Origin of the sequence: Desulfobacula sp., assembly GCF_030145145.1 — a bacterium.
In the GTDB taxonomy this organism is placed as follows: domain Bacteria; phylum Desulfobacterota; class Desulfobacteria; order Desulfobacterales; family Desulfobacteraceae; genus Desulfobacula.
Genome location: NZ_JAQYWD010000010.1, coordinates 130,568 through 143,145 on the forward strand (window position 1 = coordinate 130,568; position 12,578 = coordinate 143,145).

The window sequence follows — 12,578 nt, forward strand, 5'->3', positions numbered from 1 at the left end:
AAGATGAGTGACACTATCATGGAACACCTGGACGCAGCACCTCCCCCCCATCCGTTAAAAGAATTCTGGGTATATTTCAGCGAGAACAAGGGCGCGGTCATCGGCTTATATTTTATTGTGTTTGCAATCCTTCTGGCCGTTTTTGCAGATGTTATTGCCCCCCACAACCCTTTTGACCAATACCGGGATGCCATTTTGCAGCCGCCGGTGTGGATGGATGGCGGCAGCAGCAAATTTTTTCTCGGCACGGATGACGTGGGACGAGATATCGTGTCACGGCTGATCCATGGTGCGCGATTAAGCCTTTTGGTCGGGGTTATTGTGGTGACACTGTCCCTTGCCGCTGGTATTATTCTGGGGATAACATCGGGGTATCTGGGTGGGTTTTATGAAATTCTTGTCATGAGGCTTATGGACATTATTCTTGCCCTGCCAAGTCTTTTGCTTGCCCTGGCCATTGTGGCCATTTTGGGGCCCAGTCTTCAGAATGCCATTCTGGCCATCGCTATTGTGGTGTTGCCCCATTATGTCAGGCTGACCCGGGCATCGGTGATGGCGGAAAAAAACAAGGATTATGTGACCGCATCACGGGTATGCGGTTCAGGCCCTTTTCGAATGATGTTTGTCGTCCTGCTTCCCAATTGCATGGCCCCGTTGATTGTCCAGGCAACCCTGGGATTTTCAACGGCGATTCTTGATGCCGCTGCCCTGGGGTTTCTGGGCATGGGGGCCCAGCCGCCAACCCCTGAATGGGGGGCGATGCTTGCCAATGCCCTGCAGTTTATTCAACGTGCCTGGTGGGTCGTGACCTTTCCCGGGCTGGCCATTCTGTTGACCGTACTGGCGTTTAACCTGGCAGGTGACGGTCTTCGGGATGCACTTGATCCAAAAATGAAGCGGTAAACATGACCATTTGAGAAAAAATTATGACGCAAGTATTAGAAATAAAAAATTTATCTGTTGATTTTGATGGATTCAAGGCAGTGCGAGATGTGGACCTGTCTCTGGGCCGGGGAAAAGTTTTGGGAATCGTGGGGGAATCCGGGTCTGGAAAGAGTGTGACCCAACTGGCATTGATGGGATTGATCCCCTATCCCGGCATCATTGAAGCAGATACGCTTTCGTTCAACGATCATGACCTGTTGCGCCTGTCAAAGAAAAAGAAGCGACAGATCACGGGAAAAGAGATTGCCATGATTTTTCAGGAACCCATGACCAGTCTGAATCCCTGTTTTACGGTGGCGTTCCAGCTGACAGAAGCCATAAAAGTCCATGAAGGTGGATCAAAAAAGCACCAGCGGCAGCGTGCCATTGAACTATTAACACAGGTGGGTATCCCGGCACCGGAAGAGCGGATGAAAAGCTTTCCCCATCAATTGTCCGGCGGTATCAGCCAGCGGGTTATGATTGCCATGGCCATTGCCTGTAACCCAACCCTTCTTATTGCAGATGAACCCACAACGGCCCTGGATGTGACCATCCAGGCCCAGATCCTGGATCTTTTGATTGACCTGCAGCGGAAAAATAACATGGCCCTGATCCTTATCACCCATGACATGGCAGTGATTGCTGAAACGGTGGAGGATGTGGTGGTGATGTATGCCGGTCAGGTGGTTGAGAAAAACACGGCAGACCATATTTTTACGGCTCCCCGACACCCCTATACCGATGCCTTACTGGGCTCACTGCCGGAGCGGAATGTGAATGCCACCCGGCTGCCGACCATTCCGGGTGTGGTGCCGGGGAAATACGACAGGCCGACGGGATGTCTTTTCCATCCCCGGTGCCGGTTTGCCAGACAGAAGTGTTCAACCACGGCCCCGGTCTATACCAAAGAAGGCGATAGTGCGTTCAGGTGTCACTTCCCATTGCTAAACGGAGTCCCCCAGTATGATTGAAAACACAATTATAACCGCCAGAGATCTTAAAAAATATTACACCGTTAAAGAGGGGATGTTTTTCAAAACTTCAGCAACCTTGAAAGCACTGGATGGTGCCTCTTTTACCATTCAGCCGGGCAAGACGTTTTCAGTGGTGGGGGAATCGGGTTGTGGTAAATCTACCCTTGCGCGGCTGATCACCATGATTGAACGGCCGACTTCCGGGGATTTTGAAGTGGATGGTATCAATGCAGTCACCTCGGGCCCTAAAGCAATGAAAGCATTGAGAGAAAAAGTGCAGATCGTGTTTCAGGATCCCTATGGCTCTCTAAATCCCCGGAAAAAAGTGGGTGCCATCCTGGAGGAACCCCTTAAGATTAATACCCGCCTGAACAAAGCCCAGCGGCGGGAGAAATCGCTGGCGATCATGGAAAAGGTGGGATTAAGTCCGGACCAGTATTCCCGGTATCCTCACATGTTTTCTGGGGGCCAGCGACAGCGGATTGCCGTTGCCAGGGCCTTGATGCTCAATCCTGCCCTGGTGGTGGCGGATGAACCCGTATCTGCCCTGGATGTTTCAGTCCAGGCCCAGGCCTTGAACCTTCTCATGGACCTCCAGGAGGAGATGAACCTGGCCTACCTGTTTATCTCCCATGACTTGAGCGTGGTTCGCCTGATTTCCGATGATGTCATGGTGATGTACCTTGGTCGTCCCGTGGAGCAGGGGGAGAAAACAATTATTTTTGATCATCCCCTTCATCCCTATACCATGGCATTGCTGGCTGCAACCCCCCATGTGGATAAAAGTTTCAGAAAGGACAGGATTATTCTGTCAGGAGAAATTCCGTCTCCTTTGAATCCGCCACCGGGATGTACCTTCCATCACCGGTGTGCCCATATGACCGATATCTGCACGACGGATGCACCTGAACTCAGATGGGTTGGCCAAAGAAGTGTGGCCTGCCACCATGCGGAAAAATTTTATTAACTCAACTTTCGGAGTTGGTCATTTTTACATGGGGTCAGGCTTTCCTTATGGCACTTTTTACCCGTCTGGTTATGAAATAGTGATAAAAAGTACAATAAAAAAAGCCAGACCCCGTCGATTAAAGCTAAAGTCCGAAAGTTGAGTTATTAATAATGACCCCTTTATCAGTAGGCCTGGGAGATTAAAAACTTTTCTATGATGGTATTGACTGTTTTAAAATGTGTGATGGGCGCCATATGCCCCCCCGGCACAGAATAACTGGAAAGGTAGGGAAGCGAACGTTCCAGTATCCGGAAGACCTGAAGAGAGGACAGGGGACTTGTTTCTCCTTTGATCATGCACACGGGAATATGAATGCCGGAGTAGTCTTCCAGTGTCAATGATTCATTAAACAGGGCTTGGAAATCGAGCAGGACTTTTTCAATATATCGAATATACAGGGCCTGGTTTTTGGGGACCAGGTTTGTAAAGGTTTCTTTCCCTGACCAGTAATCGATAAACAATTGCGTGGCAACGGCCTTGTCCTTTTCTATCAAGGCATGGGTGAACTGCTCGCGAATTTTTGTAATCTCTTTATGGGCAGCCTCCTCTGGCGGCAGCAGATGGAATGTGACAGGTTCAAACAATGTCAGGGTTTTGACCCGGTCAAGCATTTTTACGGCCAGCTTTAACGCGATGGCCCCCCCGTAGGAATGGCCGATCAGGTGGAAGGGCGTTTCGTTGCCCATTTCTTTTGTCATAATGCGTTGTGCAAGACGAACCTCGTCCTCGGTGGAAAATGTCTGGTGATTTAACGGCAGGCCATTGTCACCATAGCCTGACAGATCAATGGATATGAATTTGAACTTGGCGGCCAGCAAAGAAATTAAGGGTTTCCACTGGTCTTTTGAACTCATTGAACTGTGAAGTAAAACCGTTGCAGGCCCCTGACCGCAAACCGTATATCCGGGTGTTATATCCAATTTTTTGTCTCCTGAAACGTCATGTTTTAATCTCAAAAAAAACAGTATTCTCAGCCTGAAGGCTGACATAAAAGCTTCCCTTTATACCCATTTTTCTGCCCGTCTTGCAATGGAATCATCATGGAAAAAAAAATACGGGTGCCGCCTTATTTCCAGTCAAACTCCTTTGACGTGACCGTATCTTCCATCCGCTGGATGCGGCGTTCAATATTTTCAAATTTTCTTTTAACTCTCTGGATGGCCGATTGCCTTGAATGGGTATAGGTATCATAAAATTCCTGATCTTTTTCATCGTGCAAAGGGGAAACCGGCTCCATTTTCAGCAGCAGTCCCGCAATGATATACATGACACCGATGGGCCAGAAACCCGTAAAAAGAAATAAAACAAGGGTGATACATCTCAGCCAGAAAACGCTGACATTGAAATAATCCGCAAGCCCCCGGCACACGCCCATGAAGATGCCCCTTCTGGACCGATAGATCCCCCTGCTTGATGCCAGGCTTTCAAATCTGTTTTTCAGCCCGCTATACTGACGTTTGCAGTTTTCAAAGTGACCGTTTCGTCTATGTCCATACCGTCGTCTCATTTGTGAAACTCCTTTTTTTGTCGCTCAATGAGAATGGTTTCCAGGGCTTCAACCCGCTCTTCCATTTTTGACAATCCATGATATATGTCCTGGATCATTTTGGTTTCCTGTGTCTGGGTCTGTTTGTCTTTTTGGGACAGTCCCCCTGTTTTGGAAGCCCTGATGATGCCGATCAAAATCAATCCAAGGGTGGCGATTAAGAGGATTGCCCCGCCAATGCAGATGCCTACGATAAGTGCGCCCATCATAATACAATTACTCCCCTTTGCTTGAATGTGGATGGTTTATGCATCTGTTGTATCATCGTTTTTTAAAGATTGGGAGGACTTTAATCTGCTGAGTTCTTTTTCGATTTCGTCATCCGTTTCCAGGGCGTCAAACTGGCCTTCCAATGCTGAATGTCTGCCATAGTTCACCAGGTCTGCCTCGGCTTCCATCCTTTCGATCTGCTGTTCTAACTCTTCAAATTTCTGCATCACCTCGGCACTGTCGGCACGCCGGATTTCTTCCTGGGCTCTTTTTTTGCCTTTGGCCCGGATATGTCGTTGAACCAGCATCCGTTGCTTTTCCCGGGCAGATTTGAGTTTGTTTTCAAGGGCCTGGATATCTTCCCGGTATTGTTCGATGATCACGTTCAGTTCGGTTAATTCGATCTCAACACCTTCAACTCTCCGGGTATACCGTCTTTTTTCCTGGAGGGCCTGTCGGGCCAGCGCATCTTTTCCTTTTTTTACAGCCAGTTCAGCCTTCTGAATCCAGATCGCCTCTTTTTCCTGGATGTCGTCCAGGAACCGACGCACCTTTTTATGATTGGCAATGGCATTTGCACAGGCAGATTTGATTTCAATCAATGTGTCTTCCATTTCCCGGATCATTAGTTTGATTAATTTTTCTGGATCTTCTGCATTGTCGAGCATTGAATTGATGTTGGATGCAACAATGTCTTTAAATCGTGTAAAAATTCCCATTTTATGTTCTCCTTTGATTTGTGGTTGTTTTCTGACCTCATGTCCTATCAAGTGGTTACTGCCTCTCATCTGGTTGGATAAATAGCATTTAACGTGCCAGGCAGGTTATATATACGAAACGATCTGTGATTTTAGCGGGTTATGGTATTGACAACCGTTGGACTGGCATGGTACTTTTTGCCATTAGTTGGTTTTTTATGCCAAATAGTAGAATTATTCATCAAATTGATCACTTGTTTCAGGAGGTAAGATGGGTTTTTCAAGCCAGACCCAGGGGATGGATAAAGAAGCGTCACTGCCGGAAGCATTGGGTCAGTCCGAGGCCTTTATTGATTTTCAGGAACAAATATCAAAGGTGGCCCCCATTGAGCGGCCGGTTTTGATACTGGGTGAGCGTGGTACGGGCAAGGAGCTTGCCGCGTCACGGATTCACTTTTTGTCCAAGCGATGGCAAAGGCCGTTTGTTACATTGAATTGCGCTGCATTGACACCAACATTGATCGGGTCCGAACTCTTCGGGTATGAAAAAGGCGCATTTACGGGTGCGGGTGTGCGGCAGGCCGGTCGCTTTGAAACAGCCTCTGAAGGGACCCTTTTCCTGGATGAAATCGGGACGATTCCCATGGAAGTTCAGGAGAAGATTTTAAGGGTAGTGGAATACGGCAGTTTTGAACGGGTTGGCGCCTCCCGGTCCATTCATGTGGATGTTCGGATTGTGGCGGCAACCAATGTGGATTTGTTTTCCATGGCCCAGTCTGGCGAATTTAAACAAGATCTTCTTGACCGGCTTTCTTTTGAGGTGATCTATGTACCGCCCTTGAGATATCGGCGAGACGATATACTGGTTCTATCCAATCATTTTGCCGGAAGAATGGCATTTGAACTTGGCTGGGAGGATATCCCCGAGATTTCTTCCCAGGCGTTGAAGGCGCTTGAGGCATATCCATGGCCGGGAAATATCAGGGAATTAAAAAATGTGATCGAGCGAGCCGTTTATAAATCACCCACTCCTGAAATTAAAGAAATTTCCTTTAATCCCTTCACTTGTCCCTATGGGGATACACTGGAAAAAAGGAACGGCTCAAAAAAAACGGGGCAGGGACCGGAAATTTCGTCGATACGGGGAGAAACCGCGTTGGAAGAGGGGGCGGTCCTGCATAAACTTCTCAAGGAAAAATCATTTAAGCAGGCAATGGGTGAGTTGGAATATTATCTGGTGTCAAGGGCGTTGAAATCGTGTCGATTTAACCAGAAAAAGGCAGCCCAGAGCCTTGGGCTGTCCTATGATCAGTTTCGAGGTATCCGGAAAAAGCATGCCGGCAGGATGTGACCCGTTCCCCTTCCATGTTCATTATGATGAACGGAAACCATCGGGGGATGAATGTCTTGAAAACAGTGGAAACATAGTTCTGAAGGGTGTTTAGGGATAATTCAAGCCCCCTTAAAAAGAAGTTGACCCCCCCTTTTTCATCATGTATCATGACCGGTATCATGTTCATAATGATGAACGGCTTTGTGTTCAATACCAATCGATTCAATGCCTTTCACAAGGTTGAGATGATAAGAATGGAGATATCTGCTAATGGATGTTAAAACGCTTATAATCCACCCCGACAAATGCAATAATTGTGGCGACTGTGAAACTGCATGCATTAATACCCATAAAAGCTTAACCAGCCCTGGCCTGTCCTGTATCCGCATCTTGAAAGATGCGGAAGACGATGATTTCTTTTTCCCCATCGCCTGCAAGCAATGCGAAAATCCGCCTTGCCTTTCCGCTTGTCCCAAAGACGCAATCTATCATGATGACGAATTGAATCTGGTTTTGATTGATCGTCAAAAATGTGTGGGATGCGGTATGTGTGTGACCGCCTGCCCTTTTGGCGCGATGAAACTGGATAAACAAAAGGCCAAATCCTATAAATGTGACCTGTGCGGCGGTGAACCCGAATGTGTGAAAGTGTGTGAACCTGGTGCCATTGTATACCAGGATGTTGAAATGCTTAAATATCCCAATATGGTTCATGTGGCAGGAAAACTGGCCCGTATGGAAAAACATTAAAGGCCTCAGGAAAATTTTAAGGAGATACGGATATGTCCTTTTTTAAAGTGAATGAGAACTGCAATGGATGCCTGGCCTGTGTACAAAATTGTCCGGCAAGCGCATTGAATTATTTTGATCAGGGAAACAAGCGAAAGATACTGCATAATATGTCTCTTTGTGCCAGATGTGGCCATTGCTGGCGGATCTGCCCCCAGGATGCCATTGAATTTAAAGTCTTGCTCACCGGTAATTTTGATCTGGTGACAACCTTGGATTTGGTTCATTGCAAGGTGTGCGGCGAACCCATTTATACGAAAAGCCTGGGTGACTCGGTTGCCGGGAAGACGCATGAAACCATTGAGGCCTTGTGCCCGGATCATAAAGGGTCAGAACCTGTAAGTGTATGGAAAAACCTTGCCTCCAAGAAAGTTTCCCAATAGGAGATGATGTATGATAGTCGGCGAAAATAAACCCATTGAAGAGATTATAGCATCGGTAAACGAATATCACAATGTCCTGGTCGTCGGATGTCAAACCTGTGTGGCCGTCAGCCTTACCGGCGGTGACAGGGCGGCAAGATCAATGACGGAAGCCCTCACCCATGCATTTAAAGACAGTAAACCCCTTCATCTGTTTGAAACCAGCATGCTGGAACGGCAATGCGAACGGGATTGGATTGAACCGTTTTTTGACCTTCCTGAAGGGATAGATGCCATTTTGTCCCTTGCATGTGGTGCGGGTGTTCAAACCATGGCAGATGCATTTAAAGGCATTCCCGTGTTGCCGGCATTAAACACCACGTTTATGGGCGCATTGGATCAACCCGGCATCCTTAATGAAAAATGTGTGGGATGTGGGGATTGCCTTCTGGCCTTGACCGGTGGCATCTGTCCCATTGCCCGATGTGCCAAGCGGCTGCTTAACGGACCCTGCGGCGGATCATCAAACGGGTTATGCGAAATTAGTATTTCCATGGGCCGGGAGGTTGAATGTGCCTGGCACCTGATTGTTGAGCGTCTAAAAGCGCTTGGCAAACTGGATAACTATGAAAAAATCAGTGAACTGAAAAACTGGAGTCCCGGAGGTTCCGGAGGCCCAAGGCAGCTTATCCATCCGGGGGAAACGCCGTTTTAACCCTGGTGCAACCCCTTTGAAGGATCTTTTGACTGCTTCAAAGGATATGGGGTTTTATCCCGTTACAATCGGTTTATGGGAACATTGGCCAGTTTTTCTTCAAGATAATCATCCATGAGGTCTTTATATTTGTCTTCAGGGTATTTTGTTGTGCAGGACCTGCAGCAAAAATAAACGTTTGTTCAGGTTCTTTTGATGGTTAGATCTCCGCCACAGTTCAGGCACTTTTTTTTGATGTCGCTCAATATTTTTATCCTTTATTTTTTAGTATTGTGTGGCTAAAATAAAGCCAAACAGGATAAAAGTCAAAACAATACAGCAGGGATAACAGGGGGCCTTGAAAATAAATGGATAAAAATAAGGACAGATACAACCGAAGCTATCCCATTTCCTGGGAGCAGCTTCATCGGGATTCAAAAGCCCTGTCGTGGCGACTCCATGACAGGGAAGACGCATGGACCGGCATTGTCGCTGTCACCCGGGGCGGCCTGGTGCCTGCGGCTGTCATTGCCCGGGAACTGGGGATTCATCATATTGATACCGTCTGCATTACCAGTTATAACTGGCAGCACCAGGGAGAGACCAAAATCCTGAAGCAGGTGGAGGGGTCCGGGGAAGGACTGTTGATTATTGATGATCTTGTGGATACGGGTTCAACGGCCCGGATTGTCCGGAAAATGCTGCCGAAAGCGTATTTTGCAACCGTATATGCCAAACCGGCCGGTAAACCCCTGGTAGATGCCTATGTGACCGAAGTCAGCCAGGATACCTGGATCCTCTTTCCATGGGATTCAGAGTCTCAATTTGTAGCGCCCATTGCCGGGAAATAGACAAACCCTTCCCGGGAGGTCACGTTTGACTCCCGGGAAGGGATTTAAATCAGCTTTTTTTGTTGATGATACTTCTATGGGCCATCAGGCGAATGGCATTGATTTTAATAAATCCTTCCGCATCTTCCTGGTTATACCCCCCTTCAATATCCATGGAGGACAGGTCCTGGTTATACAGGGATGAGGGGCTTGTTCGTGCAATGGGGTATGCGGTCCCTTTATACAACTTGAGGGTGACCTCACCATCAATGGCCTCCTGGCTCTTATCAATGGCCACCATGAGGAATTCCATTTCAGGACTGAACCAGAACCCGTTGTATACCAGTTCTGCTAATTTGGTAGACAGCATGTCGCGAAGCCGCATGACCTCCCGGTCCATGGCAATGCCTTCAATATCTTTGTGGGCTTCCAGGAGAATGGTGCCCCCGGGGGTTTCATACACGCCCCGGGATTTAATGCCCACAAACCGGTTTTCAACCATGTCCAGCCGGCCAATTCCGTTTTCCCGCCCCAGTTCATTGAGGTATTCAAACAGTTCAAGGGGATCGGTTTTAACGGTGTTGTTTTCAAGATGGGTGACCTTGACCGGGATGCCGTCCTTGAATTCGATTTTGATTTTTGTGGGGGTGTCCGGTGCGTCTTCCGGGGAGACCGTATGGGAATAAATGCTGTTCTCACATTCATGACCCGGGTCTTCAAGGATGCCGGCTTCGTGGGAAATATGCAGCAGATTGTCATCTTCACTATAGGGCTTGGATGCGGACTGCTTGGTGGGGATACCATGCTTTTCAGCATACTCGAGCAGGTCGGTTCTTCCCTTGAAGGTGTCTAAAAACGCCGTGTTTTTCCAGGGGGCAATCACTTTGATCTGGGGGTTTAATGCATAATAGGACAATTCAAACCTGACCTGATCATTGCCTTTGCCGGTTGCGCCATGGGAAACATATTCGGCCCCCACCTGTTTGGCGATCTCTATTTGTTTTTTTGCAATAATGGGCCGGGCAATGGCTGTTCCTAAAAGGTATCGCCCTTCATAGATGGTGTTGGCTTTATACACGGGAAAGATATAATCGGTGACAAACTCTTTTCTCATGTCTTCGATAAAGACTTTGGATGCACCGATTTTCAGTGCTTTTTGTTCTGCAGCCTGGAAGTCTTCTTTCTGGCCGATGTTGGCCATATAGGCGAAGACTTCATACCCCTGCTCCAGCAGCCATTTTAAAATAACAGAGGTATCAAGCCCTCCTGAATAGGCCAGAACAACTTTTCCTTTTGACATTGGATCTCCTTTATTTTCTTTAATTCCAATTTAGTTCAAATATCATGGCCTATTAATGAAGAAAAACAGTCAAATAGTCAACGGGAATCTCATTGCGGCCACACAAGATCTGAAACAACCTAGACCCGTGCAAGGGGAATGGATGATCACGGGTTTGACCGGGATCGGTATTCAGGTTGTGATCAGGCTGTTTATTTTTGCTGCCAGGTCTTTGGGACCGGCTGGGGCCATGCTCTGGTGCAAAGATCGCAATACTTCCCGAATGATAGCTGTCTTGGGTTGGGGAGACAGCATCTGGACCTCAATGGTTTTGATGTCCATCACTATTTCCGCCAGTTGGGCATAGGGTTGTTTGAGCAGGGCCAGACCCGTTTTGATATCTTGAAGAACCTGTTCCACGTTTTTTTGGTCCTGATCTTCCAGAACCGGACCGGTGCCCAGCTTCAAGACGGTCTTGTCAGGGCTTGGAACCCCCTCCACCTGCAGTACGTCCAATCCCTGACGGGTGATGCCGATACCGCCGGAAAGGGTTTTGAGTTCTGCAAACCCCTGAATAAAAAGGTCTTCCGCCATTGTCCCGGCGTCTGTCTTTTCCAGGCCCAGGGTCGCCCCCACATCATACATGGAGACCTGTGCTTCAGGGTCGCCCTGGGTCATGGTATACAGTTCAAATAAATAGGCTTTTGCTTCAGGGTTATCAAGGTCCATAGGATTATTCCTTTGTTTAAGGGGATTACAATGCCCGTCTATCATAGCATGGAAGTCAAATCAAAGGAACGGTTAAAACAGGAATGGTTGCCGGTTTATCATCACAGGAAAGGCTTTAACCATATCTTATTCGTTCTCCGGGGAATGTGAAGTTTTAAAAACGGGGTTTCTGCGGGCCGGATGACGGGCAGTGCTGTTGCGCCGGCAATTTTTTCAGACTGGGGCCTGGAATAGAGTTTTGCCTTATTAAAGACAAGGGTCACATACTGAATACCAAAATTACTTAATGTTTTTTGTATCCCCCCATCCTGTAGAAAGGGTCCAGCAGTTTTTTTCCCGATGTTCCAGGTCAGGCCGTTTTTTTTGCCTTTGTAAATCTGGCTTCTGAGTTTTGACTTGAAACCGGCCATAATGTTTTGCTGTGATCCGGAAATACGGATGCGCAATTCCACCTTTGCGTGATAAACTTTCGGAACCGCCCCTTTAATTGTCATGTCCGGAATATTCAACGGCCTGTCCTGTCGCAGTTCCATTCCAGAAATGTTTGATTCCCTGGAAAAAGTAGGGCTCTGCTCAAAAAGGAACGTTGCTGTTTCCCTGTCCCGGGCCAGAATCCCTGCCGTATCAAAAAAAGGCATGGACACAAGCCTTGATCTGCCCGTAATGCTTCTAAAGTGGAACCGGTCTTGTCCATGGGCGCAAATTTTGCCATTTTATTCATCTTCCGGCAGTGAAATTTCCGGGGTAGCCCACAGAATGTATTCTTTGTTAATGAACAAGGTCTCGTATTTTTCCGGATTTTCAAGGCCGGGTTTATAAATCGTCGGATTCATCAGGATTAAAAAAGGTTCGCGTTCGCTGCTGATTAAATCGCTTAATCTGCTGTAGCCTGGATCTCGATCTAAATTGACACAGGCGTTTATTTGAGTGCCATCCACCAGGGTGATTTTGACGGTATGGGAATTAATGTCCCTGCAAATTTCTTGGTCATTCATGATCACCTCCATTTGATCTAAAAAGATAAAAATTTTTTAGTTGTGTATTGTTCAGGATTACATATTCATGGAAAGAATGTCAACTCAACCCCGGCTTCCAGCAGGGCCAACGCAAGTAAATATTATAAGGTCCCTATGGTCTTGGTAACTGGCAATGGTCAGCCGAACATGACTTCCTCCAGATATTTCGGGTCTAAAGCTGC

The 12,578-nt window shown here is 47.5% G+C and carries 16 protein-coding genes and 1 pseudogene; 8 read left to right on the plus strand and 9 right to left on the minus strand.

The genetic code is table 11. The annotated features are described in order from the left end of the window. Positions 1–3: 3 nt before the first annotated feature. From dppC to Q1Q15_RS07680, 3 genes are read left to right on the plus strand one after another with little or no spacing between them, the layout of a single operon-like run. A complete protein-coding gene (gene dppC, locus Q1Q15_RS07670; RefSeq protein ID WP_300458170.1) occupies positions 4–903 on the plus strand; it encodes a dipeptide ABC transporter permease DppC in 900 nt (299 codons plus the stop codon). 23 nt (positions 904–926) lie between these two features. Then, positions 927–1,898 carry an oligopeptide/dipeptide ABC transporter ATP-binding protein gene (locus tag Q1Q15_RS07675; RefSeq protein ID WP_300458171.1) on the plus strand — a complete coding sequence of 324 codons (972 nt, stop codon included), beginning with the start codon at positions 927–929 and terminating at the stop codon, positions 1,896–1,898. Further along, complete coding sequence (locus Q1Q15_RS07680; protein ID WP_300458172.1) at positions 1,891–2,868, plus strand: dipeptide ABC transporter ATP-binding protein; 978 nt, start codon at positions 1,891–1,893, stop codon at positions 2,866–2,868. The genes Q1Q15_RS07675 and Q1Q15_RS07680 overlap by 8 nt, the downstream gene beginning before the upstream one ends. Before the next feature lie 164 nt (positions 2,869–3,032). Here the strand turns inward: Q1Q15_RS07680 and Q1Q15_RS07685 are convergent, their stop codons facing one another. From Q1Q15_RS07685 to Q1Q15_RS07700, 4 genes are all read right to left on the minus strand, one after another. After that, positions 3,033–3,830, minus strand: coding sequence for an alpha/beta hydrolase (locus Q1Q15_RS07685; RefSeq protein WP_300458173.1), 798 nt, complete (start codon positions 3,828–3,830; stop codon positions 3,033–3,035). Positions 3,831–3,976: 146 nt separating this feature from the next. Further along, positions 3,977–4,417, minus strand: a complete 441-nt coding sequence (pspC, locus tag Q1Q15_RS07690; protein ID WP_300458174.1) for an envelope stress response membrane protein PspC — start codon at positions 4,415–4,417, stop codon at positions 3,977–3,979. Next, on the minus strand, positions 4,414–4,665 hold the full coding sequence (locus Q1Q15_RS07695; protein ID WP_300458176.1) for a phage-shock protein: 252 nt from the start codon (positions 4,663–4,665) through the stop codon (positions 4,414–4,416). Before Q1Q15_RS07695 ends, pspC begins: the two co-directional genes overlap by 4 nt. Before the next feature lie 36 nt (positions 4,666–4,701). Further along, positions 4,702–5,385, minus strand: a complete 684-nt coding sequence (locus Q1Q15_RS07700; protein WP_300458178.1) for a PspA/IM30 family protein — start codon at positions 5,383–5,385, stop codon at positions 4,702–4,704. A 250-nt stretch (positions 5,386–5,635) separates the two neighbouring features. Here Q1Q15_RS07700 and pspF point away from each other — a divergent pair, with 250 nt between their 5' ends. From pspF to Q1Q15_RS07720, 4 genes are all read left to right on the plus strand, one after another. Next, positions 5,636–6,715 carry a phage shock protein operon transcriptional activator gene (pspF, locus tag Q1Q15_RS07705; protein ID WP_300458180.1) on the plus strand — a complete coding sequence of 360 codons (1,080 nt, stop codon included), beginning with the start codon at positions 5,636–5,638 and terminating at the stop codon, positions 6,713–6,715. Between the two features lie 252 nt (positions 6,716–6,967). Then, a complete protein-coding gene (locus Q1Q15_RS07710; RefSeq protein ID WP_300458182.1) occupies positions 6,968–7,447 on the plus strand; it encodes a 4Fe-4S dicluster domain-containing protein in 480 nt (159 codons plus the stop codon). A 32-nt stretch (positions 7,448–7,479) separates the two neighbouring features. After that, positions 7,480–7,869 carry a 4Fe-4S binding protein gene (locus Q1Q15_RS07715; RefSeq protein ID WP_300458185.1) on the plus strand — a complete coding sequence of 130 codons (390 nt, stop codon included), beginning with the start codon at positions 7,480–7,482 and terminating at the stop codon, positions 7,867–7,869. Between the two features lie 10 nt (positions 7,870–7,879). Continuing rightward, entirely contained in the window at positions 7,880–8,563 is a 684-nt protein-coding gene (locus Q1Q15_RS07720) for a methylenetetrahydrofolate reductase C-terminal domain-containing protein (protein ID WP_300458187.1), read from the plus strand. A gap of 62 nt (positions 8,564–8,625) precedes the next feature. Here Q1Q15_RS07720 and Q1Q15_RS25460 read toward each other — a convergent pair. After that, positions 8,626–8,730 (minus strand): annotated as a pseudogene (locus Q1Q15_RS25460) (dual CXXC motif small (seleno)protein); the annotation flags it as partial. A gap of 180 nt (positions 8,731–8,910) precedes the next feature. Between Q1Q15_RS25460 and gpt the strand changes: the two are divergent. Further along, on the plus strand, positions 8,911–9,393 hold the full coding sequence (gene gpt, locus Q1Q15_RS07725; protein ID WP_300458189.1) for a xanthine phosphoribosyltransferase: 483 nt from the start codon (positions 8,911–8,913) through the stop codon (positions 9,391–9,393). A gap of 49 nt (positions 9,394–9,442) precedes the next feature. On the opposite strand, the gene Q1Q15_RS07730 is transcribed toward gpt, so the two are convergent. The 4 genes from Q1Q15_RS07730 to Q1Q15_RS07745 form a co-directional block, all read right to left on the minus strand. Next, positions 9,443–10,672, minus strand: a complete 1,230-nt coding sequence (locus tag Q1Q15_RS07730) for an argininosuccinate synthase (protein WP_300458190.1) — start codon at positions 10,670–10,672, stop codon at positions 9,443–9,445. 171 nt (positions 10,673–10,843) lie between these two features. Further along, positions 10,844–11,380, minus strand: a complete 537-nt coding sequence (locus Q1Q15_RS07735; RefSeq protein ID WP_300458191.1) for a hypothetical protein — start codon at positions 11,378–11,380, stop codon at positions 10,844–10,846. A gap of 101 nt (positions 11,381–11,481) precedes the next feature. Next, positions 11,482–12,018 (minus strand): hypothetical protein, encoded by a 537-nt coding sequence (locus tag Q1Q15_RS07740; protein ID WP_300458192.1) that lies wholly within the window; start codon positions 12,016–12,018, stop codon positions 11,482–11,484. Between the two features lie 75 nt (positions 12,019–12,093). Further along, on the minus strand, positions 12,094–12,375 hold the full coding sequence (locus Q1Q15_RS07745) for a hypothetical protein (protein WP_300458194.1): 282 nt from the start codon (positions 12,373–12,375) through the stop codon (positions 12,094–12,096). Between the last annotated feature and the right edge of the window lie 203 nt (positions 12,376–12,578).